We start from the raw sequence: 25,494 nt of genomic DNA on the forward strand, positions 1-25,494 counted from the left end.
TCCTGCAAAATCGTTTAAGAAAAATTCTTCGGACGCTGGTCGATCACGCGCTTGGCCTTGCCCGTCAGGGTGCGTTCGATGCCGGAAGCGGCCACCAGGCGCACGCGCGTGCTCACGCCCACATGCGTCTTGATGCGGTGTTCCAGTTCACGCGCCAGGCCATCCGTCTCGCTGGCTGACAGGCTTGCCGTCAGGTCGAGGCGCAGTTCGGCGATCACTTCCAGCTTGTCCAGGTGGCCGTCGCGCGTAACGATGAGCTGGTATTGCGGCGCCAGCTTCGGCATTTTCAGGATCAGTTCTTCTATCTGCGTGGGAAAGACATTCACGCCACGGATAATCAGCATGTCGTCCGAGCGGCCCGTGATCTTGCCGATGCGGCGCATCGAGCGCGAGGTGGGCGGCAGCAAGCGCGTCAAATCGCGCGTGCGGTAGCGGATGATGGGCAACGCCTCTTTCGACAGCGAGGTAAACACCAGTTCGCCTTCTTCGCCGTCTGGCAGCACCTCGCCCGTATCCGGGTCGATGATCTCGGGGTAGAAATGGTCTTCCCAAATCACCGGTCCATCCTTGCTCTCGATGCATTCGGACGCTACACCTGGGCCCATCACTTCCGACAAGCCATAGATATCGACGGCGTCGATACCGGCCCGTGCCTCGATTTCGGCGCGCATGGCGTCGGTCCACGGTTCGGCGCCAAAGATGCCCACTTTCAGCGACGATTCTGCCGGGTCCAGGCCCTGGCGCGTGAATTCCTCGATGATGTTGAGCATGTACGAAGGCGTGACCATGATGATGGATGGCTTGAAATCCTGGATCAGCTGCACCTGTTTTTCCGTCTGCCCGCCGGACATGGGGATCACCGTGCAACCCAGGCGCTCGGCGCCATAGTGCGCGCCCAAACCACCCGTAAACAAGCCATAGCCGTAGGAGATATGCACCATGTCGCCCGCGCGGCCACCACCGGCGCGGATCGAGCGCGCCACCACATTGGCCCAGGTGTCGATATCGTTTTGTGTGTAACCGACCACCGTGGCCTTGCCCGTGGTACCGCTCGATGCATGGATGCGCACCACTTGTTCGCGCGGCACGGCAAACAGGCCAAACGGGTAATTGTCGCGCAAGACCTTTTTATCGGTGAATGGAAATTTGGCCAGGTCGGCCAGCGATTTCAAGTCGTCCGGATGCACGCCCGCCGCATCGAAGGCGGCGCGGTAATGGGGCACATTATCGTAAGCGTGTTTGAGCGACCATTGCATGCGTTCGAGCTGCAGCGCCTGCAATTCATCCTTGCTGGCGCGTTCGATCGCCTCCAGTTCATTCGGCTCTGGATTACGTTGGACCATGCTTGTCTCCTCAATGGTTCTTTAATTATTTTCTGGTATGACGCTGCCGGCCACACGGATCGACTTGCCACGGAACAGGGCAATCGCGCGGCCATCCTGGTTACTCACCTTGACGTCATAGATACCGCTCTTGCCAGCCAGCGACTGCTCTACCGCTTCCGCCGCCAGCACGTCGCCTTTGTGAGCTGGCGCAAGGTAATCGATGGTGCAGGCTGCGCCCACGGTATTCATGTTGTAGCTGTTGCAGGCAAAGGCGAAAGCGCTGTCGGCCAGCGCGAAAATAAAACCGCCATGGCAGCTCAGGTGACCGTTCAACATATCGGGGCGCACCGTCATCGTCATGCGTGCATAACCGGGGCGCACCTCAGCCAGGGCCATGCCCATGGCGAGGGTGGCGCTGTCGCGCGATAGCATGGAGGCGGCGGACGCTTCGGCCAGGGCTTGCGCGCCTTGCAGGGAATCTGCCTTATGCATGGAATGGCGCTCCGCTGGCGAGTTTGCGGCGCAGCAGCGGCGAGACCCGATAACGGTCCTCCCCATAACCTGACGCCAGATTCTGCAGCACAGTGACGATGTGGCTGATGCCCACGTCATCGGCCCAGGCCAGCGGTCCGCGCGGATAATTGACGCCTTTTTGCATGGCGATATCGACGGCGGCGGCTGTGCACACGCCTTGGTTGACGGCGTCGGCGGCCTCGTTGGCCAACATGGCCACGGTGCGCATGACCGCCATGCCCGCCACGTCGTCCAGGAGGGTGACGGTGAAACCGGCTGCCTGGAACAGGCCCACGACGGCGGCATAGGCGGCGTCGCTGCACTGGTCGGCACGGGCCAGGGCGATGCGTTTGGCACTGGCGTAGTCGAGCGCCAGGTCGAACAGCACCGTATCTGCATGTTGATTGTCGTGCGCGCGCTGGGTAGCGCTGCGGCCATCGGTCAGGTAGATCGCGGCGCCATTGCAATGCAGGGCCGGCGCCGCATCATGCGCCTGGCCTTCGAGCAGCACGCGGCTGCTGACGGTAAAACCCGCTTGCTCCAGCCGCTGCACCAGGCTGTGGACGATGCCGCTATGGCTACGGCCATCGCCACCGATGGCTGCGCTCAGGGTGACCACCTCAGGTTTCGGCTGCGCCGCTTCTGCCTGCGCTACGGGAGTGGTAGCGCCTTCGCCATAGGCATAAAAGCCACGGCCCGATTTGCGGCCCAGGAATCCGGCGTTGACCATTTCCTGCTGTAGCACGGAAGGCGTAAAGCGCGGATCGTTGAAATAGGCGCCAAACACGGATTGGGTGACGGAGAAATTGACATCATGGCCGATCAGGTCCATCAACTCGAATGGGCCCATGCGGAAACCGCCCGCCTCGCGCAGCACGGCGTCGATGGTGGCAGGGTCGCCCGCCTGTTCGCTGAGCAAACGCCAGCCTTCCGCATAGAATGGACGGGCCACGCGGTTGACGATAAAGCCAGGTGTCGATTTCGCGTGCACGGGTTTCTTGCCCCAGGTAGTAGCCGTGTCATAAACGATGGCGGCGACAGTCTCGCTGGTGGCCAGGCCACTGATTACTTCCACCAGCGCCATCAAGGGCACGGGATTAAAGAAGTGCATGCCGACCAGGCGTTCCGGGCGGCGCAGTTTGGCGGCAATCGCTGTCACGGAAATCGACGAGGTATTGGTGGCCAGGATGCAGTCGTCGGCCACCAGCGCTTCCAGTTCCGCAAAAACGCTGCGCTTGACGTCGAGGTTTTCCACGATGGCTTCCACCACCAGCATAGCATCTGCCACGTCGGCCAGGCTGCCCGCCGCCTGCAGGCGGGCCGTGGCGGCTAGCGCTTCGTCTGCCGTCATGCGGCCCTTTTCAGCCAGCTTGCCATACATCTTGCCGATATCGGCCAAGGCTTTGCTGACGGCTTCTGGGCGCGTGTCGTACAACTTGACGCGATAACCTGCGGCCGCCGCGACTTGCGCGATGCCCGCGCCCATGGCGCCACTGCCGATCACGGCGACGACTGAATTTTTTTGCAATGCTGCCATAGCGACTCCTTAATGTCCTTTGAATTGCGGTGCGCGCTTTTCCATGAAGGCGGCCACGCCTTCGCGGTAATCGTCGCTGTTACCGAGTTCGCTCATCATGCCGGCTTCCAGCGCCAGCTGCTGCGGCAAAGTATTGGCGCCGCTGGCGGCCAGCGCCTGCTTGGTAAAGGCCAGGCCCTTGGTAGGCGCGGTGGAAAAGTGCACGGCCAGCTTGCGGGTTTCCTCAGCCAGCTGCGCATCGTCGACGCATTTCCAGATCAGCCCCCAGTCTTCGGCTTTTTCCGCCGTCAGTTTTTCACCGAGCATGGCCAACCCCATGGCGCGCGCCGAACCGATCAGGCGCGGCAGGAAAAAGGTGCCGCCCGTATCCGGGATCAAGCCCAGTTTGCAGAATACTTCCACGAAGCTGGCCGATTTACCGGCGATGACGATATCGCAGGCCAGCGCCAGGTTGGCGCCCGCGCCGGCCGCCACGCCATTGACGGCGCAAATCACCGGCATGGCCAAGGCTTTCAGCGCCAGCACCAGCGGCGCATAGTTTTTTTCCACCGACTCGCCCAGGTCCACGCCTTTCGAACCTGGCTCCACGGCGCGGTCGGACAAATCCTGGCCCGCGCAAAAGCCGCGGCCCGCCCCCGTCAGCACGAAGACGCGCACGGATTTGTCTGCGTTGACGCGTCCAATCGCGTCGCGCACTTCTTCGTGCATCGCTTGCGTAAAGCTGTTGAGTTTATCGGGACGATTCAGGGTCAACGTGGCGATGCCCTGCTCGATGGTGAAGAGGATGTTTTGGTAGCTCATGGCGTGTCTCGCTAAGTTGTTTTATTCAGCCTGGTCGAAATCGACGACCACTTTATCGGTCAAAGGAAAACTCTGGCAGCTCAAAACGAAGCCGCGCGCCACTTCGTAGTCTTCCAGCGCGTAGTTGACGTCCATCTCGATCTTGCCTTGCGTGACCTTGCAGCGGCAGGTGGAGCACACTCCCCCCTTGCACGAATAGCGCATGTCTATGCCTTGACGCAGGCCGGCGTCGAGGATGGATTCCTTGTCGCGGTCCATGGTAAAGCTGGTGTGGTAACCATCCATGATGACGGTCACTTCCGTCTCCTGCCGCGCGGCCGTATCAAGCTGGGCACGCGGCTTGTGGGCCTTTTTCGGGATGCTGGCGGCGAACAGCTCGATCTTGATATTCTGCTTGGGCATGCCGGCCGCCTGCAGGGCATTCGATACGCCCAGCATCATGTCTTCCGGACCGCAGATGAAGGCGTGGTCGTAGTCTTCGACCTTGATCCAGTGCTGCAAAAACTGCTCGCATTTTTCCTGCGTGATGCGGCCATTGAACAATTCGATATCCTGCTGCTCGCGGCTCATCACGTAGACCAGGTTCAAGCGCTCCAGGTACACATCCTTCAAGTCCGTCAATTCTTCCTTGAAGATGACGGAAGACGATGCGCGGTTGCCGTAAAAGAGCGTGAAGCGGCTCAAGGGTTCGGCCAGCAAAGTGGTCTTGATGATGGAGAGGATGGGCGTGATGCCGCTGCCAGCCGCAAACGCCAGGTAGTGCTTGCGATTCACGCAATCGAGCGGCACGTTGAAGTGGCCCATGGGCGGCATCACGTCGATGCGGTCGCCCGCTTTCAGGGTGTCATTCGCCCAGGTTGAGAACGCACCACCCGGCGTGCGCTTGATGGCCACGCGCAGGGTACCGTCCTGCACCGCCGAACAGATGGAATAGGAGCGGCGCACATCTTCCGCATCGATGTGGGCGCGCAGGGTCAGGTGCTGGCCCTGCTGGAAGCGGAACTGTGGCTGCAATTCGGCCGGCACGGCAAACGTGACGGCGATGGTGTCGCGCGTTTCATGGCGCACCTCGGCCACGGACAGCGGATAAAATTTACTCATGCTTCATCTCCAGTTTCTGCGCAAGGCGTGCCTGTTTTTTAGTGGCACTTGAAGTAGTCAAACGGTTCGCGGCAATCGAGGCATTTATACAGGGCCTTGCACGGCGTGGAGCCGAACTGGCTGGTCAGCTGCGTGTGGGTCGAACCACAGTTCGGGCAGATCACGTCCAGCTTCGGTATGGCGTGGCGCTTGACTCCCGCCCCTGCACCACCTCGCAAGCCGCTGATATCGATCACCTGCTGCTGCGGCGGCGCGATGCCATAGCCTTTCAGTTTGGCCCTGCCAGTCTCGCTCATCCAGTCCGTGGTCCATGCAGGCGCCAGCTGGTTCACCAGCGTGACCTTGGCCACACCATGGCTGTGCAAGGCATCGGTGACGGCGTCGGCGATCACCTGCATGGCTGGGCAGCCAGAATACGTGGGCGTGATGGTCACGATGCACTCATCCCCATCCACCGCATTGACCACATCGACGGCGCGCACGATGCCCAGGTCCACCACTGAAATGACGGGGATTTCCGGGTCCGGCACTTCGCCCAGCCATGCCCAGACCTGGGCGGCGTCCAGCGCAGCTGCACCAGCGGCGGTATGCATTACCACTCCGCCCCGGGATAGGCACGCTGCAGGAACTGCATCTCGGCCAGGATAAAACCCAGGTGCTCCGTGTGGCGGCCCTGCTTGCCGCCCTTTTGCATCCAGGCGTCGGGCGCTGGCATGACCAGGGTGGCTTCGGCGAAAATCTCGGCCACGTGTTCCAGGAAAGCTGCACGCAATACCGCGCTCGAAGGCGCGATGCCGGCGTCAAACATCGCCTGGTCGACCGCGTCATAATTGAACATCTCGCCCGTGTACATCCATAGCGCGTCGGCCGCAGCCTGCGTTTTCGCATGGCTTTCCGCCGTGCCATCGCCCAGGCGCACGATCAAGTCGCCGCTGCGGCGCAAGTGATAAGTCACTTCCTTGATCGATTTTTGCGCCACTTCCACGATGCGCGGATCGCCGCACTTGAGCAGCTCGGCCAGCTGGAAGTAATGCCAGGTATCGAAGAAAAACTGGCGCATCAGGGTGTCGGCGTAATTGCCGTTCGGCTGCTCCAGCAGCAAACAGTTCTTGAAGTCGTGGGCATCGCGCAAAAAGGCGATATCGTCTTCGTCGCGGCCCGCGCCTTCCAGTTCGGCCGCATAGCTGAACCACAGGCGCGTCTGGCCCAGCAGATCGAGCGCCACATTGGTCAGCGCCATGTCTTCTTCCAGCGCCGGCCCCTTGCCGCACAGCTGCGACAGCTGCTGGCTGAGAATCAGCGCATTGTCGCCCAGGCGCAGCAGGTAGTTGACCTTATCGTCCATCACGATCTCCGCATCACAGGTTCTTGACTTCTTCCGGCATCGGGAAGAACGTGGGGTGGCGGTAGACCTTGCTGTTCGATGGTTCAAACAGGGCGCCCTTGTCGCCAGGGCTGCTGGCGACGATATCGGCCGCGCGCACCACCCAGATGCTCACACCTTCATTGCGGCGCGTGTAGACGTCGCGCGCGTGGTTGACCGCCATGGTGGCGTCGGATGCGTGCAGGCTACCCACATGCTTGTGTGCCAGGCCGTGCTGGCTGCGGATGAATACTTCCCACAATGGCCATTCTTTGCTCATCTTGTTCTCCTCTATTCTCTGTATCAGGCTGCCGCTTTTGTATTGGCGGCTTGCTTGTCGGCGTAGGCGACCAGCGCGTCGCGGAACCACTCGCCATCGTCATACGCCTTGACGCGCGTTTGCAAACGCTCGCGGTTGCACGGGCCATTGCCCTTCAATACATTGTTGAACTCAGCCCAGTCGATTTCGCCGAATTCGTAATGGCCTGTTTCGGGATTGAATTTCAGGTCGGGATCGGGCACGGTCAAGCCCAGGTATTCGATTTGCGGCACGGTCTGGTCAACCATGCGCTGGCGCAGTTCATCGTTCGAGAACAGCTTGATGCGCCATTGCGCCGATTGCGCGCTGTTGACGGAAGCGGCGTCGGACGGACCGAACATCATCAGCGATGGCCACCACCAGCGGTTCAAGGCATCTTGCGCCATGGCTTTCTGTTCGGGAGTGCCCTTGCACAGCGACATCATGATGTCGTAGCCCTGGCGCGCATGGAACGATTCCTCCTTGCAGACGCGAATCATGGCCCGCGCATACGGACCATAGGAGCAGCGGCACAGGGGAATCTGGTTGATGATGGCCGAACCATCGACCAGCCAGCCGATGGCGCCCATATCTGCCCACGACAAGGTGGGATAGTTAAAAATGCTGGAATATTTGGCTTTGCCCGAATGCAAGGCGGCCAGCAGCTCATCGCGCGAAACACCCAGGGTTTCCGCCGCGCTATACAAATACAGGCCATGGCCCGCTTCATCCTGGATCTTGGCCAGCAGGATCGATTTGCGCTTCAGGGTCGGTGCGCGCGTGACCCAGTTGCCTTCTGGTAACTGACCGACGATTTCCGAGTGCGCGTGCTGTGAAATCTGGCGTATCAGGGTCTTGCGATAGGCGTCCGGCATCCAGTCCTTGGCCTCGATCTTGATGCCTTCGTCGATGCGCGCCTGGAAAGCAAGTTCATCCTGCCCCATATCAGCTATGGAACGGACGTTTTTCAGGCCGGTTTCAACCATTTGTGCGTACATGATCTGTCTCCCATGTTCTATGCATGCGCAGCGGCGCATGGCGATAATCAGATAATACGATACAAAAATCAGTTTGCATACACTTGATTTGAATCATTTAAATATTTCGTATCCTGTGAATATTTTTGCAATGTATGATGTGAAAAATAATTACCGCCTTTCCGCACGGCAAACGCGCGGCAAAGTAAACTGTGCATCTCATACAAACACCGCAGCAGCCAGACCAGGATCACATGAAAAACCCCGCTTGTACCGCATGGATAGCCGATTTTCTCGCCAACGACCCGCCCCGCTCCAAGTCGCTGGTGATGACCATCTTCGGCGACGCCATCGTGCCGCGCGGCGGGACGCTCTGGCTGGGCAGCCTGATCGAATTGCTGGCGCCGTTTGGCGTGAATGACCGTTTGCTGCGCACCAGCGTGTTCCGCCTGGCGCAGGAAGGCTGGCTCAGCTCGCAACGCGATGGCCGCCGCAGCGCTTATACGATACGCCCGGAAGCATCGGCCCGCTTCGAGCGCGCCTATCGCCGCATCTACGCGCCGCTGGTGGCGCACTGGGATGGCAGCTGGACCCTGGTGATCGGCCCGGCAGGCAGCATCGACGCCGCCGAACGGGGCGCCGTGCGCAAGGAATTATTATGGGCAGGTTATGGCTTGATTGCGCCGGGCATCTTCGGCCATCCGGCGGCCGACCCGGACGTGCTGGAAGATATCCTCACCCGCAACGAGGTGCTGGGCAAGCTGTATGTGTGCCACGCCACGGAATTGCCGGGCGTGAGCACCCGTCCGCTGCGCCACATGGTCGGCGAGTGCTGGGACTTGTCGGAAGTGATGGCGGGCTATGAGCAATTCATTAGCCGTTTCCAGCCGCTGCTGCACTTGCTGCAAGCACAGGCAGACGGTGCCAATATCGATGCGGAACAGGCATTTGTCATCCGCTCTCTGCTGACGCACGCCTACCGCCGCGTACAACTGCACGACCCGCAACTGCCCGTCGAACTGCTGCCCGAACCGTGGCCCGGCACGCAAGCCTATGCCCTGGCGCGCGCCCTGTACCGCCGTACCTATGCATCTGCCGAAGACTATATCCTGGCCACCTTGCGGCGCGAGGATGAGCAAACGCCTGACGTCGAGCCGTGGTTCTTTGAACGCTTCGGCGGTCTGAACGTCTGAAAAATGCTCAGGGCAAGGCGCGCTGCCGCAGGCAGTACGACTAGTACGCCAAGGCAAAGCAACGCCGCCATGGGCTTTTTCTCAGGCGTTCACTGCTTGGCGACCACCAGTTTGGCCCCTGCTACCAGATCCTGCCCCAGTTTTTCCAGCGCATTGACCTGCACCAGCATGATGTCGAGGATGGCGACATTGAAGGCGAATTCGGCTGGCGTGGTATAGCCGGGGAAACGTATGATGCGCAGCAATTCCTTCAAGCTGGTGCCTTGCCCCAGATGCGCCAGCGCGTCGCTGAGGGCGCTGATTTTCTTGTCCAGTTCCCGGATATGGTTATCTTGTGTGCCATTGCTTGCCATGATGTTCTCCCTTGTTTGAACGTCCATGTGGACTTTTTACCTTAGCAAAGCAAGGGCATTGCTCTTTGCGCCAGCACAAGGTGGCAAGTAAAACAGGTATCATCGCGCCATTGCACGCGATGCAAACCTTATTTGTTTTTTATCAGGAAACATTCATGACCATTAAAATCAGCCAGCAATTCGACGCCGGCGCGATCGAGGTGCTGCGCGCCGACGATGCGCAATCGATCGAGCTGAACATCCGTAAAGATTCCCACGCCGACATCACGCAGTGGTTTTATTTCCGCCTGCAAGGCGCGCAAGGCGAGGCGTGCACGATCCGCTTTATGAATGCCGGCAAGTCTGCTTATCCGGATGGCTGGAAAGATTATCAGGCAGTAGCCAGCTACGACCGCGAAACGTGGTTCCGCGTGCCGACCAGCTTTGACGGCACCGTGATGACCATCGAACATACGCCGGAAGAAGAAAGCGTGTATTACGCTTATTTTGAGCCGTATCCATGGGACCGCCACCTGGCCTTGATCGACAGCGCGCAAGCATCGCCACTGGTGCGCTTGATCGACCTGGGCAGCACGGTGGAAGGACGCGACATGAATCTGCTGGTGGTCGGCGATGCCGATGCCGAGAAAAAAGTCTGGGTCATCGCGCGCCAGCATCCCGGTGAAACGATGGCCGAATGGTTTGTCGAAGGCATGCTCGAAGCGCTGCTGGACCAGGCTAATCCATTTGCCCGCCAATGCCTGCAAGACGCCGTGTTCTACGTGGTGCCGAACATGAATCCGGACGGTTCCGTGCACGGCAACCTGCGCACCAACGCGGCCGGCGCTAACCTGAACCGTGAATGGATGACGCCGACGATGGAACGCAGCCCGGAAGTATTCCTGGTGAAACAGAAGATGCATGAAATCGGCTGCGATTTGTTCCTCGACGTGCATGGCGACGAAGGTTTGCCGTATGTCTTCGTGGCTGGCAGCGACTCGCTGGAAAACTTTACGCCTGCGCAAAAAGCCGAGCAAGACCGCTTCATCGCGGACTTCAAGGTGGCCAGCCCCGACTTCCAGGACGTGTATGGCTATGAAGATGGCCCATTTACGCCGGAAGTGCTGACCATGGGTTCGCCCCACATCACGCACGCCTTCGGCTGCCTGGCGCTGACGCTGGAATTGCCATTCAAGGACAATGCCAACGATCCTGACCCGCAAACGGGCTGGAGCGGTGCACGCAGCGCCGCCCTGGGTGCGGCCGTGTTGCAACCGATCCTGTCTACCCTGCGCGCTTAAGTACGCAGCTAAAAAAAGCCGGCCTCCTTGCGGATAGGCCGGTTTTTTTACGTCCATGCAATAACTTCAGCTGCGGGCTACCTGCTGCAGTGCCACGATAAAGCGCTCGATATGCGCGTCCGGCGTAAAAATGCCAGGCGTGACTCTGATGCAGCTGCCAGCCGCCAGGCCGTCGCGCGGCACGGTGAAGATGCCATGCTCGGCAACCAGGCGTTTCGACAGCGCCAAGTTATCGGCAAAGCTGGTCTTGCCTTTCAGACGGAACGAAGCGAGCGCGCTGGTCAAACGCGGGTCCGATGACGCCAGCACTTCCACGCCATCGATACCGCGCGCCGCTTCCACCCAGCGGTTGCGCAAGCGCTGCAGCCGCGCCTGCTTGTTGGCCACGCCGATCTGGCCGTGTATATCAAAGGCCAGCGGCAAGGACAGATATGCCGCAAAGTTCAACGTGCCCGTATGCACGCGCGTGCGGATATCGTCGCCCTGCTCTTCTCCCTGATAAGCATCGATATCGGCCAGCCGGCCCCGCTTGATGTACACGGCGCCCACCCCGACCGGTGCGCCTATCCACTTGTGCAGGTTGATGCCGACGAAATCGGCCTGCAGGTCGGGTATCGTCATGTCGAGCTGGCCAAAACCGTGGGCCGTATCGACGATCACATCCACGCCGCGCTGGCGCGCCATGCTGGCGATCTGCGCCACCGGCAAGACCATGCCGTTGCGGTGGTTCACATGCGTGAGCAGCATCAGTTTCAACTTCGGATGGTTTTCCAATGCCTGTGCATAGGCAGCGACTACGCTGTCATGGCTGAACGGTTCCGGCATGGCGATCGACACCACGTCCACGCCGCGCCGCTGCCTGAGCCAGCGCGTGGTGGTGATCATATTATCGTAATCGATGTCCGCGTACAGCACAGTGTCGCCGGGTTTTAAAAGGTTGTAGCTGGCGATCAGGATTTGCAGTGCCTCCGTGGCGCCCCGCGTCAACACGATCTCGTCAAGATGCACGCCCAGCGCCTGCGCGGCCCTGGCACGGGCCGCTTCAAAGGCAGCAGGAAAGCGCACTCTGCCATACCAGGAATTGCCACGATTCACCATCGCCACTTGCCGCTGGTAATCTTCCAGCACGGGCAAGGCCATAGAGCCCCAGTAGGCGTTATCGAGCAGCACCACTTCATCGGTGATGTCGTACTGGCGCGCCACCGACGCCCAATAGCCCGTATCGGACGCCAGGGCCAGCGGTTCGCTACCCTTCGGCGGCGCCAGCTGTGGCACGGTGGACGCGGCCGATGCGGCCAGTGCACTGGCAGGCAGCATGGGCAGCAAGGCGCCAAAACGCAGCATGTTGCGGCGGCTCAGGTCGGTGCTCAAAATTTCACCCGGTATTCGGCAAACAGGCTGCGGCCATCCGTATCGTAAGGTGCGTTGCGCGAATAGATCAGGCCGCGGCTGGCCTGGAAGGTCGCTTCATCTGGATATTTATTGAGCGCATTGTCGATGCCTACGCGCACCGTGTGCATGGCGTTGATCTTGTAGCTCAAAGCCAGGTCCAGGAACTGGATGGCACTGAAACGTTGGAACACGTCGCCGGTGGCGTTGCCGGTGTTGTCCGTCCAGGCGCCATAGTAGCGCCAGCGGGCCAGCGAGCTCCATTGGCCCAAATCGTAGGTCGCGCCCAAGGTTGCCTTCTGGCGCGGCAGATGCTCTTCAAACACGGTGCGCTGCGCATCGTTGGTGGCGATGCTGGAATTGCCGCCATCGACCTTGGTCGTGTTGTAGTTATACGCCAGGGTCAGATTCAAACGGCCATCGCCCAGCTTGCTCGTATGGTTACCGACGATGTCGATGCCGCGCGTGGTGGTGTCGAAATCGTTGGTGAAATAGCTGATCGAGGTGTAGTGCAGCGGATTGGCCACGCCGGCGGGCACGGCAAACGAGGCCGAAGTACTGAAACGGTCGCTGACCTTGATGTTGTACACATCCACCGAACCTGAGAAACCAGCTGGCGTCTTCCAGGTAAAGCCCAGCGACAGGTTTTTCGATTTTTCAGGCTTCAAAGGCTTGGCGCCCAGCAAGATGGCCAGCGGATCGTTATTGGCCAGGCGGCCGCTGGTAAACAACAGCAAGGTCTTGGTATCGAGGCCCTGGTTGGTGCTGTTGGTATTCGACTGGCCCGGCGTCGGTGCGCGGAAACCGGTCGAATAGGAACCGCGCACGGCGATGTCTGGCGTGACCGTGTAGCGGGCCGACAGCTTGCCATTGACGGTGCTGCCGAATTCAGAGAAATGTTCGTAGCGGGCCGCGCCCCCCAGGCTCAGGTCGCGCGTGACGGGCACTTCCACGTCCAGGTAGCCGGCGTAGCTGGTCTGGCCCCAGCTGCCTGCCTGGCGGTCGCTGAAACCGGGGGCGCCATTGGCGTTCGCATCGAGACCGACTGCCGCGCCCGGCCCCACCGTGTACGACGCCAGGTCGCCCGCCTTCACGCCGTAGGTCTCATTGCGCGCCTCGGTACCGAAAGCGATATTGACCGGCTGCGCCAGCGACGCCATGGGCAATTCATAGTTAAAGTTGGCATTGAGGATTTTTTCTTCCTGCGACAACTGGCCCAGGTAAAACGAAGTCGGGCTGGATGGTCCCATCGAGGCATTGATGGAGTTGGCCAGATTGTAATCGATATGGTTCATGCCATACGAAGCGCTGACATCCCAGCCCAGGCGTTCATTGATATGCCCGCGCAAACCGGCCACCACTTGGGCATCATTCTGCTTGTTAGAATACTGCGGGCTGAAACCAACCGGATAGAGGCTGCGCAAATCCCAGCCAGGAAATAGCGGCGTGACCTTGAAGGCGCCCGTGCTGGTGTCCGGATTGCGCCAGTTGAAGTCCGACGTGCCATCGCTGTGGCTGAACATGCCGAAGGAATACAGTTCCACGTCATCGCTCAGCGAGACGCTGCCGTTATAGCCGACGTGTTCGCCAGACAATTTCGGCTGGCCCCAACGCTGCACGGGATTCGGCACATCGAGGTTCGGATGCGCGGCCTGGAACGCGATGGCATCGGGACGCTGGCGCGTGCGCGAGGTCGGGTCCGACTGATTGATGGTGGCGTACAGCGACAGCTTGCCCGTCTCGCCGATGGCAAAACCGCTGCGGACATTCAATTCATTGGCCTTGCCATCGCCTTCGGAATACTGCGAATGGCGCACCGACATTTCCGTGCCCACGCTGTCGTCGAGAATGATATTGATCACGCCGGCAATCGCATCGGAACCGTACTGGGCCGACGCGCCGTCGCGCAGCACTTCGATGCGCTTGATGGCGGATACGGGAATCTGCGCCAGATCGGCTGCCTGCGCGCCGCGCGCGCCCAGCAAGGCGCTGCGGTGAAAACGCTTGCCGTTGACTAATACCAAAGTCTGGTCTGGCGACAGGCCGCGCAAGGTTGCCGGGCGTACAAACACCTGGCCATCGGCCATCGGCAGGCGCTGCACCACATACGACGGCACCAGTTGCGCCAACACATCGTTCAAGTCCGACGATTTCACGGCGCTGATATCGTCGCGGTTAAATACGTCGACCGGGGCCATGGTATCGAATTGCGTGCGGTTGCTTCCACGCGTGCCGGTGACGATCACGGCCTGCGGTGCGGCATCGGCCTGGGCGCCGTCAGGCGCAGGGGCAGCAGGAGCATCGCCAGATGCTTGGGCGGACGCTACAAACAAGGCGTTCATGGCGCAAAACAGCGCGACCGCGCTGGCGATGCGGGTACGGGATAAGGTCATGGGAAGGTCTCTGGGCAGTGGTCGATCAACAACGTCGCGCTTGCTGCAAGATTCACATCTTGCATGAAATATCACGAAGTTCGGCTTACTTACATTAAAAGCATCTAATTCACGCAATTAACGTCAGGCAGCGACATCTTACGAAGACAATATTTCAACAGTGTGACGATCAGACAAGTGACCGAAAAACTACAGCGGGCTGGCACATCAGGGCAGACAAGGCAACAATTCGATAGATTTCCAAATAACAACATTGCATATAATGCCGCCGCGCAACGGCACGCATCTTTGTCGATATCTTGGGTAATACACATGAAAAAACAGGTCGCGTTTTACGCTTTTTTGACCTTGCTCGCTGGCTGCGGTGGCGGTGGCGGTGGCGGTGGCAGTAGTAATGATGGTGGCGGCACACAAGTTTCACCCCCTGTCAAACCGGTATTGGCATCGATTGATGCCGCTGCTTCGCTCAAGAAATTTCTCAGCACAGAACAAACAAGCGTGGAGCTGGCTTCCAACGATGGCTACCTGGGCACAGCGACACTCAGTGTAAGCCAGGAGACAGGCCAGCCAACTCCGCTGATCGTGAATGGCGTAACGCAGCAAGCGACCTCGGTCAGAGTCATTTCACTCCTGCGTAGCGATGCCAATGGAAGATTGCGCTATCGCAATACATGGAAGCTGCACCTCGATGCGCAAATGAAACCTATCGGCATGGCAATGGGCTATGCCGATGCCGGATACAAACAATGCATGTCAATCAATAGCCAGAATGACTTGCCTGGCGCCACGAATGGCTCAGGCATTTATTTCTCAGGCATACAAACATCAAATTACGCCCAGGAATTCAGGGCTGGGAAATATGCGCATTATTGCGACCCTGGCAACACCAGCGCCTCCAGCGTGGAATGGTCGGTTGTGGCAGGTTCACCCAGTCCCTATTTCTGCCTGACGATGCCGCCAGCCATAGCGTCAGCCAAGACAAGAATGTGCATCCCGGTCGATTCGACGGGCGCGCTGAACAGTTCTGTGTGGGTACGACTCTACGATGAAGGCGGCCAAGTCTTGGTCGACTACAAAAACACAGCCTTGAACAAACCGGTGGAACAACTCAGTACAGTAGTCGATCCAAACAATTATTGGTACGGCGTCGTGTGGCGTCCTCAGGACGGGCATATCTATCAAACTTACGAAGGGACCAAATTTGCATCGCAGCAAGCATGTAGGGAGCAGACGACCATCGATTGGAAAGCAACCTGGAACGCCTCCAATATCGCGTGGACTTGCGCCAACGTGATATCAAGATAAGGCAGCCGCAGTCATCAGGGCCATCGATACGCAAGGCATTACACCGCATATCGATGGCTCGCATGGGGAGTGGCTGGCCTCAACCGCCAGCCACCACCATGCTCTCGATCAGGATGGAACCAGTTTCTTTGGTGCCGCGGCGCAACACGTCGGCGCCGACGGCGACGATGTTGCGCAGCATGTCTTTCATGTTGCCGGCGATGGTGATTTCTTCCACCGGATATTGGATCACGCCGTTTTCCACCCAGAAACCCGAGGCACCGCGCGAATAATCACCCGTCACGTAATTGGTACCTTGCCCCATCAGTTCCGTCACCAGCAAACCCGTGCCCAGCTTTTTCAGCATGGCACTAAAATCGTCAGTGGCGGCCGTCTGTGTGGAGGTCAGGTAGAGATTGTGCGAACCGCCTGCATTGCCCGTGGTCTGCAAGCCCAGCTTGCGGGCCGTGTAAGTCGACAGGAAATAGCCTTGCACCACGCCATCCCTGACCACATCGCGGCTGACGGTTTTGACGCCTTCTTCATCGAACGGTGCGGAACCGACGCCGCCGATCACATGCGGGTCTTCAAAGATCTGCACATGCGATGGCAGCACTTGCGTGCCCAGGGAATCGAGCAGGAAGGTGGACTTGCGGTATAGCGCGCCGCCCGAGGTCGCTTGCACATAGGTACCCAGCAAACCGGCCGCCAGCGGTGCTTCGAACAGCACCGGGCAAGTGCGCGTGCCCAGCTTGCGCGCATTCAGGCGCGACAGCGCGCGCTCGGCGGCGTAGCGGCCGATGGCTTCAGGACTCGACATTTTGGAGGCGTCGCGCACAGACGAATACCAGTCGTCGCGCTGCATCTTTGCGCCCTTGCCGGCGATGGGCGCCACCGACAGGGTGTGGCGCGAAAACGGGTAGCCGCCGATAAAACCGCGCGAATTGGCCGATACAAAGTGCGATTGCTGCACGTGTACGCCCGCCCCTTCGCTATTCGTGATGCGGGGATCGACATCGAAAGCGGCCGCTTCGGCACGCTGCGCCAACAGCACAGCTTCTTCGGCAGAAATATTCCATGGGTAAAACAGTTGCAGATCGCGGGGCGCCATTTCCAGCAGGTCGGCGTCGGCCAGACCTGCGCAATCGTCCTCGGCCGTAAAGCGGGCGATATTGTAGGCTGCGTCCACCGTGGCGCGCAGGGCGCTGGCTGAAAAGTCGGAAGTGCTGGCATTGCCGCGCTTCTTGCCGACAAACACGGTCACGCCCATGCCCTTGTCTTTGTTTTGCTCGATCGTCTCGATCTTGCCTTTTCGTACAGAAACGGACAGGCCGCCGCCTTCGCTGACTTCCACTGCGGCGTCGGTGCCGCCAATTTCCCGCGCAAAAGACAACACATCGCGTGCAAGTTGCTTCAATTGCTCTTGACTATGGGTAAATACGGAGTCGTTCATGCGCTGTTTTCTTCGGAGAGCCGCTAAAACAGTTATCATAGCAGTCGTTTACAGTTTACAGGAGTGGGCTACCAGCCCCCTCCCGCCTTAATATCATGCCAAATCCAAACCGGGGAGCTTGCGGCTTCCAATCCTCCGAATTCGAACAGGAATATGAACGTCCATCGAAGTCGGAACTCAAGCGCCAGATGAATGAATTGCAAAAGCTGGGCGAAGAGCTCGTCAATGAAGCACGCGACCGCGTCAAGCGCGTACCGATGCCGGAAGACGTGCGCGACGCCATTCTGGAATGCCAGCTGATCAAGGATCACGAAGGCCGCCGGCGCCAGATGCAATACGTGGGCAAGAAAATGCGCACCCTCGATGAAGAGGAAGTGGCCGCCATCCAGCGCACCATCGATAGCTGGAAAGGCTTGTCGAAAGCCGATACGGCCGCCATGCACGCGATGGAACGCCGCCGCGACAAGCTGCTGACAGACGACAAGGCCCTGACCGTCTTGCTGCAGGAAAACCCGGAACTGGACGTGCAACATATCCGCACCCTGATCCGCAATGCCCGCAAGGAACAAGCCGAGAACAAGCCGCCTAAAGCCTACCGCGAAATCTTCCAGATCCTGAAACAGATCGCCAAGAAGCAAAACGGCGGCAAGGATGATGCAGAAGAAGGTGATGTCGAGTCGGACGAAGACGAGTAATACACTGTCTTGCCCTCAGATGGGAAAAAAACCGGGATAATCCCGGTTTTATTGTTTGTACGCCACTTCAGACTTTATAGGTGACCGATGAGCAACGCTATCGAAGACGAATTGATTATCGGCCTCGTGTCGATCTCGGACCGCGCCAGCGGCGGCGTGTATGAAGACTTGGGGATTCCCGCGCTGGAAAGCTGGCTGTCGGCGGCCATCCGCACGCCTTTCCGCCTGGAAAAACGCCTGATCCCCGACGAGCGCTCGCAAATTGAACACACCCTGATCGACATGGTGGACCTGAACCGCTGCCATCTGATCCTGACGACGGGCGGCACGGGACCGGCGCGGCGCGATGTGACGCCCGACGCCACCCTGTCCGTCGGCAGCAAGGAAATGCCGGGTTTTGGCGAACAGATGCGCCAGATCAGCCTGCAATTCGTGCCCACCGCGATCTTGTCGCGCCAAGTGGCGGTGATCCGCGAGACGCCCGAGCACGCCTGCCTGATCATGAATCTGCCTGGCCAGCCCAAGGCTATCAAGGAAACGCTGGAAGGCTTGAAAGATGCCGATGGCAAGCAACTGGTGAACGGCATTTTCGCCGCCGTACCGTATTGCATCGACCTGATCGGCGGCCCCTACATGGAAACCGACCCGGCCATCTGCAAGGCTTTCCGCCCCAAATCCGCGCTGCGACCGGCGCAACCCCTACCAGAGGAAAATACATGAGCACTTTGCTGGAAACCATAGAACTCGACAGCGCAGCGAACCCGACCGTATCCATCATCTGGATGCACGGCCTGGGCGCCGACGGCAATGACTTCGTGCCGCTGGTCAAGGAACTCGATCTGCGCGGCTGCCCTGGCATCCGCTTCATCTTCCCCAGCGCCGGCACCATGCCCGTCACCATCAACAACGGTTATGTGATGCGCGCCTGGTATGACATCCTGGTAAGCGACCTGGTGCGCCGCGAAGACGAGTCCGGCTTGCGCGCTTCGCAAGCACAGATCGAAGCATTGATCGCCCGTGAAAAAGCTCGCGGTATTCCCGCTAACCGCATCATCCTGGCCGGCTTTTCGCAAGGTTGCGCCATGGCTTTGCAAACCGGCTTGCGCCACCCGGAAAAACTGGCTGGCCTGATGTGCTTGTCCGGTTACTTGCCGCTGGCAGATAAAACCGCTGCCGAACGTACACCCGCCAGCCTGGACACGCCGATCTTCATGGCCCACGGCACGGCTGATCCCGTGGTGCAAATCCCGCGTGCAGAACAGTCGCGCGACTTGCTGACCGGCCTGGGTTACAAGGTGGAGTGGCATGCCTACCGCATGCAGCACTCGCTGTGCCAGGAAGAAATCGACGATATCGGCGCCTGGCTGAAAAAAGTATTGGCCTGAGAAAACAGGCGCAGCGAAAGCCGCGCCTGTCAGTCAAACATCACGCCGGGGGCTTATTTGCCTGCCGGCGTTTTTTCATTCCAGATTTTTAACATATCGGGCGATGCTTCCGAACGGATACCATTGTCGGTCAATATCGATTCCGTCGCCGCCAGCATTTCCTTGCGGGGCACGACAATCGCTTCGGCGTCGCGCTGCTCAAAGCGGAAGGTCAGCAAGTCATCGGTCTGGTCGCGCAGCAGGGTAACCAGATGGGCCAGGCTGCGCACGGGTACGCCATTGACCGAATACAAGACCGAGAAGAAGCGCGTGCTGTAGCCATTCATCAGCTTATGCGGGAAGAATGGTGAAGCGATCACCACCAGTTCTTCGCGCTGGGCATCAGGCTTGTCGCCGCGCCGCGTCATCAGGGGATTGCCCGCAAAAGCCATGCCATACAGTATCTGCGGATTGCCATTCGGAACATTCATGAATTCCGACGTGGCGCGCGAAAATACCATCGGGCCAAAGATGAAATAAGACGGATAGTTGCCCGCCAGGCTAGGGATCAGCATCGGGTGCGACGACGAGACGGGCAGGCTGACCTTCATGCTGGCGCCATTGCGCACCACCGTCAGCGGCAGCAGACCATTTTTTGCCAGCTGCTGTACCCTGTACTGGAAACGCACACGGCTGTTGGCATTGAGCTTGACCATGCCCTGATTGTCGATCGGGAAATCGCCAATATGCGTGATGACATCGAGTTCCTTGAGCGGATAATCGGCTTCCTTGCTGAACGGCGCCAGCACCACGGCGCCCTCGACATTCTTGCCGAGCTTGAGGAAAGTGCGCAGGGCCGGGTTTTCCAGCGTTTGTATCGTATCGAACATGGCAGGCTTGCCATGGGGGGTGCCGCTGGCTTCATCGCGCAGGAACAAATCGATTTCTTCGTTGGGGATGATGTACCCGATATTTTGCATATTGAGTGCACCGGCAAAAGCCAGGCCTATCATCTTGTCGCCGGCGATCACGGGGCCGCCGCTATTGCCGGGATTAATGGCTGCATCGATCTGGATGCGCAAACCGGAAACAGGGTAGTTGTACCGCACAAACTCGATGCGCGAAACGATGCCCTTGGTGATAGACAGCGAGGTGCCGCCCGTCGGATAACCATAGGCCAGCACGGCGTCGCGTACGTCGGGCAATACGTTCGCGCGCGGCACCGGTTTGTGGCTGTCAAAAAAGCTGTCGTCATCAATCTTCAACAAAGCCAGGTCCATGCCGCGTGAGATGGCCAGCACGGTGGCCGGTATCTTGTCGCCAGCACCATTGGCCTGGATCTGCACCTGGCTGGCATAGCCGACCACATGCGCATTGGTCAGGATGCGGTGGCCATCGATGACCACGCCGGAACCCGTCACTTCCTGCGGCCCGGCCTTGCTCCATGGCTTGTACGGATCAGGGCCACGCAAGGTGGAAAATACCTTGACGACCGAGTTTTCCAGCGCCGAAGCACTGGCGGTTTCAGCAGCCACGGCTTGTACCGTGATCAATGGGCAAAAAGAAAGGGCCAACGCCAGAACGGCGCGGCCCATCAGGATGAAGCACGAACGAGTTTTCATGGAGCGTTTTCGCTGTGGAAGGGGAATTAAAGTATATATTCAGCAATGGCAAGAATATATGACATTTTATCCATGTTACTCCTTAACAACACACCTCAACACCTCGCAGCACTCCGCCTCAGTCCGGTAGCGGTTCTGCCGTCGAAACCGGCACCGCCGTCTGCGCCCCATTCATCACCATCGCCAAAAACGTGTAATAACCATTGATGCCCATCAAATCGACCACGCCATGCTCGCCAAACAGGCGCAAGGCCTGCGCATACGTCGCATCGCTGACCCGCTTGTGTTGCTGCAGCTCGATGCAAAAATCATGCACAGCTTGCTCGTCTGGCGGCAAACCACCCGGCATGCGCCGCTCGGCGATGGCGTCCACGGCCGCTGGTGCGATGCCATTCTGTATCGCCAGTGGCGCGTGGATGGCCCATTCAACTTGCTGATCCCACTGGCGCGCCGTGACCAGGATCGCCAGTTCCGACAGCCGCGTGCCGATGGCGCTGCGGTAGCGCAGGTATTCACCGAGGCGCTGGGCAGCTTCCATCAGCTCGGGGCTGCGGATCAGTGGCACGAAGGGACCGTACAGCGCCCCGCGCGGACCATCGATGATGGCTTGCGCAGCCGTTTGCTGCTCTGTACTCAATTGTTCGAAAGCAAGGGGCGGAAGGCGATCAGTCATGGCAAGGTTCTGTATAGGCTCTTGCCCGTAGTGTACATGTGCTTGCTAGTGCTGATAACAACTCTTCAACTGAGCATAACGATAGAAGTGGCTGGCCGGGGCCATCCTGGCACTATCGCAAGCGGGCTTGAAATCGGTTTCTTTTTCGTTGTACAACATGCGTACCAGCGTGCTGCCCTTGCCATCCGTGTACACATCCCATTGCATATTGGCTGCCATTGGCGCCACCGTCGCGCCGCGCCACGGATTATTGTCGTAGCTATACATGGCAGCGCGCGGCAACGCTGCCGCCATGCCGGGCAAGCCAAGCATGGCCGCCATGGGGATCACGATTTCCGCGTGGGAAAAGCGCAGCTTGGCGGCATGCGACAGGTCACCGCTGGCAACCGCGTCCACTTCCTTGAAAAAGTCGTCCAGCAAGGTGGTCGCCATACGGTAGTTGAGGTCGCCGTTTTCAGCGATACCCGGCCCTTTGGCATAAAACGATTGCGCATCGTCAATCGCGGCAAATACTGCGGCCTGCGCAGGCGGCACATAGCGCGTGAAGTCGGCCGCAACTTCTTCGCGCATATCGGCCGCCGCCGCATACAGCTCGTACAGCGCCAGCGCGGCGTCGGTAGCTGAGGCGATCACGGTATCGCCATCGCCGCTCAGGGTATTGCTGAACTTGCCGTCGGCGCTGGTGTAGCTGTAGGTGCCGGTGTTGGCGACCCGGTAGCGCCCCTGCTCCAGCGCCGCAACAAACGCTGGCGTGAACAGGCGTTCCAGCACCGCTTTTGCTGCGCTGGCCAGGCGCGGCTGCGCCAGTATCGCCGCTTCGCGGGCACGCAGCTCATCGCTCTTGAGCCAGGCCTGGTAAGACTGGCTGGCCTGGTAAGTTGCATACAGCGGATCGGCAGTGTCAGCCACTTGGTCTTGCTTGACGCTCAGTTTATGGAAATACAGCAGATAGCGGTCGGTACCCTTGGGACGGCTGGCGTGACTGGTTTCGGCGCGCGGGGCCAGCGAGTCGGGGTAGGCCAGTAGCGGCGCCAGGCTGGTTTGCTGCGCCAGCAGCGAGCGCGTGAAGAAATAGCCGCTGTCGACTGCGCGGTCCTTGCCGGAAGTGACGACGACGATCTGGCGCGACTGGCCCGCAGCGTCATTGAACAGTTGCGGCAAGCGCTGGTACAGGCGCTGCGCCAGCTGCGTGTGTTCAGCCACGCCCTGCATGGTTTCATTGCCATAGCCTGGCTTGCTGATTCCGTCCACGCCATAGCCGAGCAGAAAATTGGCCTTCATCAGTTGCCGGATATCGGGCCCCAGTTGCTGGCCCAGCGGTGTCAAAGCACCGTCCTTCTCGGCCTCTCGCCACAGATTGTAGAGCGCCAGGTCGGCCTTGAAACTGCTCAGGCCACGCGAGCCATGACGCGCCAGCAGCTGCGTATAGACAGGACGATAGCCTGGCGGCGCCGCTTCGTAGCTGGCCATATCCTGCTGCGGCGCATACGGCGTTTTGCTTTGGTAGTACTGTTCGCCGTAAGCATTGACCAGCAGCAGGGACAGCGCGGCACCGGCCGCAAGATGGTGGACTTTCATACCTTAGAAGTCTACCCGTACATTCACACTGGCGGTGCGCGGCGAGCCCACGTTCAGGTAGTTCTCCTGGTAGTAAGTCCAGTATTTGCGGTTAGCCAGGTTCGAGATATTCGCGCGCACGCTGACCATCTTGCCGAAGTAGCGGTGACGGTAGTTGAAGCCCGCGTCCAACAGCGCATACGATGGCAAGGTGTTGGCGTTGGCCGCATCCATCGCCAGCTCACCCAGGTACTGGGCGCCCGCGTGCAGGGCCAGGCCCGGCAAGACTTCGCGCCAGGTGGCTTGCACCGAAGCCTGGCGGCGCGGCGCACCGACGGCGCGCTTGCCGCTGTAGCCGGGCGCCGCATCTTGCAAGGTGGCATCGAGTAGCATGATGCCGCCTTCGATCGACACATTCTTCGCTGCCTGCAGCACCGAGTTCAATTCCAGGCCCTGGTAACGCGTCTGGCCATCTGCCACGTAGACGTTGCTGGCATTAGTGTACTGGGCGCCCCGCTCAATCTGGAACACGGCTGCGCTGGCATTCCAGAAGCTGCGTTCCGTCTTGACGCCGAACTCGGTCTGCTTGCTCTTGATCGGTGCAAAAGTCTGCAAGGCATTGGTCGCCGAAGTCGGCGCGCTGGAGGCTTGCTCCAGGGCTTCGACATAGCTGCCATACAGCGTGGTGTCGGCGGCTGGCTTGTACATCAGCGCGATGGTCGGCGTGGTTTTGTTGGCTGGATAACTGGCAATCACGGCGCCCTTGGTGGAATAAGCGGTGTCCTGGTACTGCGTGTAGCGCAGGCCGGCCAGTACAGACCAGTTATCGGTGAGCTTGAGCGTATCGCTGGCAAACACCGCATCCTGGCGCGTGGTTTCATCCTGGTACAAGCCACCGCTGTAATTGGTGTTCGTGGCGTTGAAGATGGTCGGTGCATACAGGTTGCCGGTGCCCAGGTAGGGTTTCGGCGTGACAACAGAATCGGTCGAATCCAGGTTTTGCGACATGACGCCCGCCACCACTTCATGCTGCAGGCCGAAGGTAGCGAACTTGCCGCTGAGACTGGCTTGTACCTGGTCAAAATGGTAGTCGTGGCGCTCGGACGTGACGCGGTCCTTGTAGTTGCCTGTATTGCTGGTGATGTAGTACTGGTCCTTCTTGTAGACGCGGCTCGAATCGGAGGTGCGGTACGAGAAATTGGCGGTCCAGTCCGGCGCCAAGCGGTATTCCAGGCCCGTCGTGTACAGCGAATATTCGACATCGCTGCCGGCGCCTATGCTATTGAGCTTGCTGTCGCCGGCTATCGGCGCAGGCACCTTGAAGCTCGGTGAAATGACGACGTCGGTGCCGCCGACAGTGGCGCGGCGCTGGTACAGCACATCGTAGCTCAGGGTCAGATCCCGGCTCAGGCGCCAGTCCAGGTTCAGGCTGGCGGCATTGCGGTTGATGGAGCCGCTTTCTTCCTTCACGCCGCCATCTTCATGCAGCAAATTAAAACGGTAGCCAAAGCTGCCATCGTCGCCCAGGCGGCCACCGGTATCGATATGCTCCTTGATCGCACCGCCTTCCTGGTAACCCAGCGCAGCGCTGAAACTCTTGTCGGTGGTCGGGCGCTTGCTAACATAGTTGACGATACCGCCTGGCGAGCCGAAGCCGTACATATAACCGGACAAGCCTTTCAGCGCTTCCACGCTTTCAAACATTTCCAGCGGCATTTCCGTGCCACGGTTGATATTGGCCAGGCCATCGACCTTGTAACCATTCAAGTCATCGAGGCGCAAGCCGCGCATCTGGATGGTGGCCGGGTGGGTGCTGATCGGCGGGCTGATGGCGGTGACGGAGGCATCGTATTTCAGTACTTCGGAAATGCTGGTGGCCAGGCGGTCTTCGATTTCATCGCTGCTGACGGCCTTGGTGGAAAATGGCGTATCGAGTTCCGACTTGCGGCCCAGGGCGCCGCTGCTGACGCTATCGCTGAGCTTTTTCTTTTCAACCGTGGCTTTGACTACCACGCGGGAAACCTCACCGGAATCCGCACCGGAAGCCGGGCTGGAAGCGTCAGCATCGGTGGCATTAGCGGCACTAAAGGCGGCAGTATGCAGCGCGCACAGGCCGGCGGCTACCAGGGCCAGATGCAAACGGGTGACGCGCGGGTGTTTCGTGGAAGACAAGGTGGGGAACATGAAGTGCCTAATAAGAGGAGGGAGGTTATTAGGTGCATCATGATAGTGAGTTTGTGTGACAATCGTATGACCGGATCGGGCTCATTTGATGTCATGCACAGCGCTGTGATCTTTGTGCCATGCCATGCTGACAAGAAGC

At 59.5% G+C, this 25,494-nt stretch carries 23 protein-coding genes; 6 read left to right on the forward strand and 17 right to left on the reverse strand.

All coding sequences use genetic code 11. The features are described 5' to 3' along the window. Window positions 1–14 precede the first annotated feature (14 nt). From paaK to paaA, 9 genes are read right to left on the reverse strand one after another with little or no spacing between them, the layout of a single operon-like run. Window positions 15–1,343 carry a phenylacetate--CoA ligase PaaK gene (paaK, locus tag HDE75_RS09190; protein ID WP_183674698.1) on the reverse strand — a complete coding sequence of 443 codons (1,329 nt, stop codon included), beginning with the start codon at window positions 1,341–1,343 and terminating at the stop codon, window positions 15–17. Window positions 1,344–1,364: 21 nt separating this feature from the next. Further along, complete coding sequence (gene paaI, locus HDE75_RS09195) at window positions 1,365–1,817, reverse strand: hydroxyphenylacetyl-CoA thioesterase PaaI (protein ID WP_183674695.1); 453 nt, start codon at window positions 1,815–1,817, stop codon at window positions 1,365–1,367. Next, window positions 1,810–3,375: a 3-hydroxyacyl-CoA dehydrogenase PaaH gene (gene paaH, locus HDE75_RS09200; protein ID WP_183674692.1), complete on the reverse strand. Its 1,566-nt coding sequence runs from the start codon at window positions 3,373–3,375 to the stop codon at window positions 1,810–1,812. Before paaH ends, paaI begins: the two co-directional genes overlap by 8 nt. Before the next feature lie 9 nt (window positions 3,376–3,384). Continuing rightward, window positions 3,385–4,176: a 2-(1,2-epoxy-1,2-dihydrophenyl)acetyl-CoA isomerase PaaG gene (gene paaG / locus HDE75_RS09205; protein ID WP_183674689.1), complete on the reverse strand. Its 792-nt coding sequence runs from the start codon at window positions 4,174–4,176 to the stop codon at window positions 3,385–3,387. 21 nt (window positions 4,177–4,197) lie between these two features. Further along, window positions 4,198–5,277 carry a 1,2-phenylacetyl-CoA epoxidase subunit PaaE gene (gene paaE, locus HDE75_RS09210; protein ID WP_183674686.1) on the reverse strand — a complete coding sequence of 360 codons (1,080 nt, stop codon included), beginning with the start codon at window positions 5,275–5,277 and terminating at the stop codon, window positions 4,198–4,200. A 38-nt stretch (window positions 5,278–5,315) separates the two neighbouring features. Next, window positions 5,316–5,870, reverse strand: coding sequence for a 1,2-phenylacetyl-CoA epoxidase subunit PaaD (gene paaD, locus HDE75_RS09215; RefSeq protein WP_183674683.1), 555 nt, complete (start codon window positions 5,868–5,870; stop codon window positions 5,316–5,318). Next, the gene (gene paaC, locus HDE75_RS09220; RefSeq protein WP_183674680.1) at window positions 5,870–6,622 is read right to left on the reverse strand and encodes a 1,2-phenylacetyl-CoA epoxidase subunit PaaC; all 753 of its coding nucleotides are present in this window, start codon (window positions 6,620–6,622) and stop codon (window positions 5,870–5,872) included. Before paaC ends, paaD begins: the two co-directional genes overlap by 1 nt. Before the next feature lie 13 nt (window positions 6,623–6,635). After that, window positions 6,636–6,920 (reverse strand): 1,2-phenylacetyl-CoA epoxidase subunit PaaB, encoded by a 285-nt coding sequence (gene paaB / locus HDE75_RS09225; protein WP_034746356.1) that lies wholly within the window; start codon window positions 6,918–6,920, stop codon window positions 6,636–6,638. Between the two features lie 23 nt (window positions 6,921–6,943). Beyond that, the gene (gene paaA / locus HDE75_RS09230) at window positions 6,944–7,936 is read right to left on the reverse strand and encodes a 1,2-phenylacetyl-CoA epoxidase subunit PaaA (protein WP_183674677.1); all 993 of its coding nucleotides are present in this window, start codon (window positions 7,934–7,936) and stop codon (window positions 6,944–6,946) included. A 233-nt stretch (window positions 7,937–8,169) separates the two neighbouring features. On the opposite strand from paaA, the gene paaX reads away from it, so the two are divergent. Continuing rightward, window positions 8,170–9,108 carry a phenylacetic acid degradation operon negative regulatory protein PaaX gene (paaX, locus tag HDE75_RS09235; protein WP_183674674.1) on the forward strand — a complete coding sequence of 313 codons (939 nt, stop codon included), beginning with the start codon at window positions 8,170–8,172 and terminating at the stop codon, window positions 9,106–9,108. An 89-nt stretch (window positions 9,109–9,197) separates the two neighbouring features. Here paaX and HDE75_RS09240 read toward each other — a convergent pair whose 3' ends face one another. Beyond that, window positions 9,198–9,461: a hypothetical protein gene (locus tag HDE75_RS09240; RefSeq protein WP_183674671.1), complete on the reverse strand. Its 264-nt coding sequence runs from the start codon at window positions 9,459–9,461 to the stop codon at window positions 9,198–9,200. A 155-nt stretch (window positions 9,462–9,616) separates the two neighbouring features. Here HDE75_RS09240 and HDE75_RS09245 point away from each other — a divergent pair, with 155 nt between their 5' ends. Beyond that, window positions 9,617–10,741: a M14 family metallopeptidase gene (locus HDE75_RS09245; RefSeq protein WP_183674668.1), complete on the forward strand. Its 1,125-nt coding sequence runs from the start codon at window positions 9,617–9,619 to the stop codon at window positions 10,739–10,741. A 66-nt stretch (window positions 10,742–10,807) separates the two neighbouring features. Here the strand turns inward: HDE75_RS09245 and HDE75_RS09250 are convergent, their stop codons facing one another. Both HDE75_RS09250 and HDE75_RS09255 read right to left on the reverse strand, forming a co-directional pair. Continuing rightward, window positions 10,808–12,112: an aminotransferase class V-fold PLP-dependent enzyme gene (locus tag HDE75_RS09250; RefSeq protein ID WP_221291778.1), complete on the reverse strand. Its 1,305-nt coding sequence runs from the start codon at window positions 12,110–12,112 to the stop codon at window positions 10,808–10,810. After that, window positions 12,109–14,523 carry a TonB-dependent receptor plug domain-containing protein gene (locus tag HDE75_RS09255; RefSeq protein ID WP_221291779.1) on the reverse strand — a complete coding sequence of 805 codons (2,415 nt, stop codon included), beginning with the start codon at window positions 14,521–14,523 and terminating at the stop codon, window positions 12,109–12,111. Before HDE75_RS09255 ends, HDE75_RS09250 begins: the two co-directional genes overlap by 4 nt. A gap of 312 nt (window positions 14,524–14,835) precedes the next feature. Here HDE75_RS09255 and HDE75_RS09260 point away from each other — a divergent pair, with 312 nt between their 5' ends. After that, window positions 14,836–15,828 (forward strand): hypothetical protein, encoded by a 993-nt coding sequence (locus HDE75_RS09260; RefSeq protein ID WP_183674665.1) that lies wholly within the window; start codon window positions 14,836–14,838, stop codon window positions 15,826–15,828. Between the two features lie 79 nt (window positions 15,829–15,907). Here HDE75_RS09260 and pmbA read toward each other — a convergent pair whose 3' ends face one another. After that, the gene (gene pmbA / locus HDE75_RS09265) at window positions 15,908–17,260 is read right to left on the reverse strand and encodes a metalloprotease PmbA (RefSeq protein ID WP_183674662.1); all 1,353 of its coding nucleotides are present in this window, start codon (window positions 17,258–17,260) and stop codon (window positions 15,908–15,910) included. A 95-nt stretch (window positions 17,261–17,355) separates the two neighbouring features. Here pmbA and yjgA point away from each other — a divergent pair, with 95 nt between their 5' ends. From yjgA to HDE75_RS09280, 3 genes are all read left to right on the forward strand, one after another. Next, the gene (gene yjgA / locus HDE75_RS09270) at window positions 17,356–17,955 is read left to right on the forward strand and encodes a ribosome biogenesis factor YjgA (RefSeq protein ID WP_183674660.1); all 600 of its coding nucleotides are present in this window, start codon (window positions 17,356–17,358) and stop codon (window positions 17,953–17,955) included. Between the two features lie 87 nt (window positions 17,956–18,042). Further along, a complete protein-coding gene (gene mog, locus HDE75_RS09275; protein ID WP_183674657.1) occupies window positions 18,043–18,675 on the forward strand; it encodes a molybdopterin adenylyltransferase in 633 nt (210 codons plus the stop codon). Further along, entirely contained in the window at window positions 18,672–19,340 is a 669-nt protein-coding gene (locus tag HDE75_RS09280) for an alpha/beta hydrolase (protein WP_183674654.1), read from the forward strand. Before mog ends, HDE75_RS09280 begins: the two co-directional genes overlap by 4 nt. A 53-nt stretch (window positions 19,341–19,393) precedes the next feature. Here HDE75_RS09280 and HDE75_RS09285 read toward each other — a convergent pair whose 3' ends face one another. The 4 genes from HDE75_RS09285 to HDE75_RS09300 all read right to left on the reverse strand — a co-directional run bounded on the left by HDE75_RS09285 (window position 19,394) and on the right by HDE75_RS09300 (window position 25,355). Continuing rightward, window positions 19,394–20,941, reverse strand: coding sequence for a S1C family serine protease (locus HDE75_RS09285; protein ID WP_260173848.1), 1,548 nt, complete (start codon window positions 20,939–20,941; stop codon window positions 19,394–19,396). A 118-nt stretch (window positions 20,942–21,059) separates the two neighbouring features. Continuing rightward, window positions 21,060–21,614, reverse strand: coding sequence for a carboxymuconolactone decarboxylase family protein (locus tag HDE75_RS09290; RefSeq protein ID WP_183674651.1), 555 nt, complete (start codon window positions 21,612–21,614; stop codon window positions 21,060–21,062). A 45-nt stretch (window positions 21,615–21,659) separates the two neighbouring features. Beyond that, window positions 21,660–23,192, reverse strand: a complete 1,533-nt coding sequence (locus HDE75_RS09295; RefSeq protein ID WP_183674648.1) for a histidine-type phosphatase — start codon at window positions 23,190–23,192, stop codon at window positions 21,660–21,662. Window positions 23,193–23,195: 3 nt separating this feature from the next. Beyond that, the gene (locus tag HDE75_RS09300; RefSeq protein WP_183674645.1) at window positions 23,196–25,355 is read right to left on the reverse strand and encodes a TonB-dependent siderophore receptor; all 2,160 of its coding nucleotides are present in this window, start codon (window positions 25,353–25,355) and stop codon (window positions 23,196–23,198) included. Window positions 25,356–25,494 lie beyond the last annotated feature (139 nt).

Origin of the sequence: Janthinobacterium silvisoli (assembly GCF_014200725.1) — a bacterium.
GTDB lineage: Bacteria > Pseudomonadota > Gammaproteobacteria > Burkholderiales > Burkholderiaceae_D > Janthinobacterium.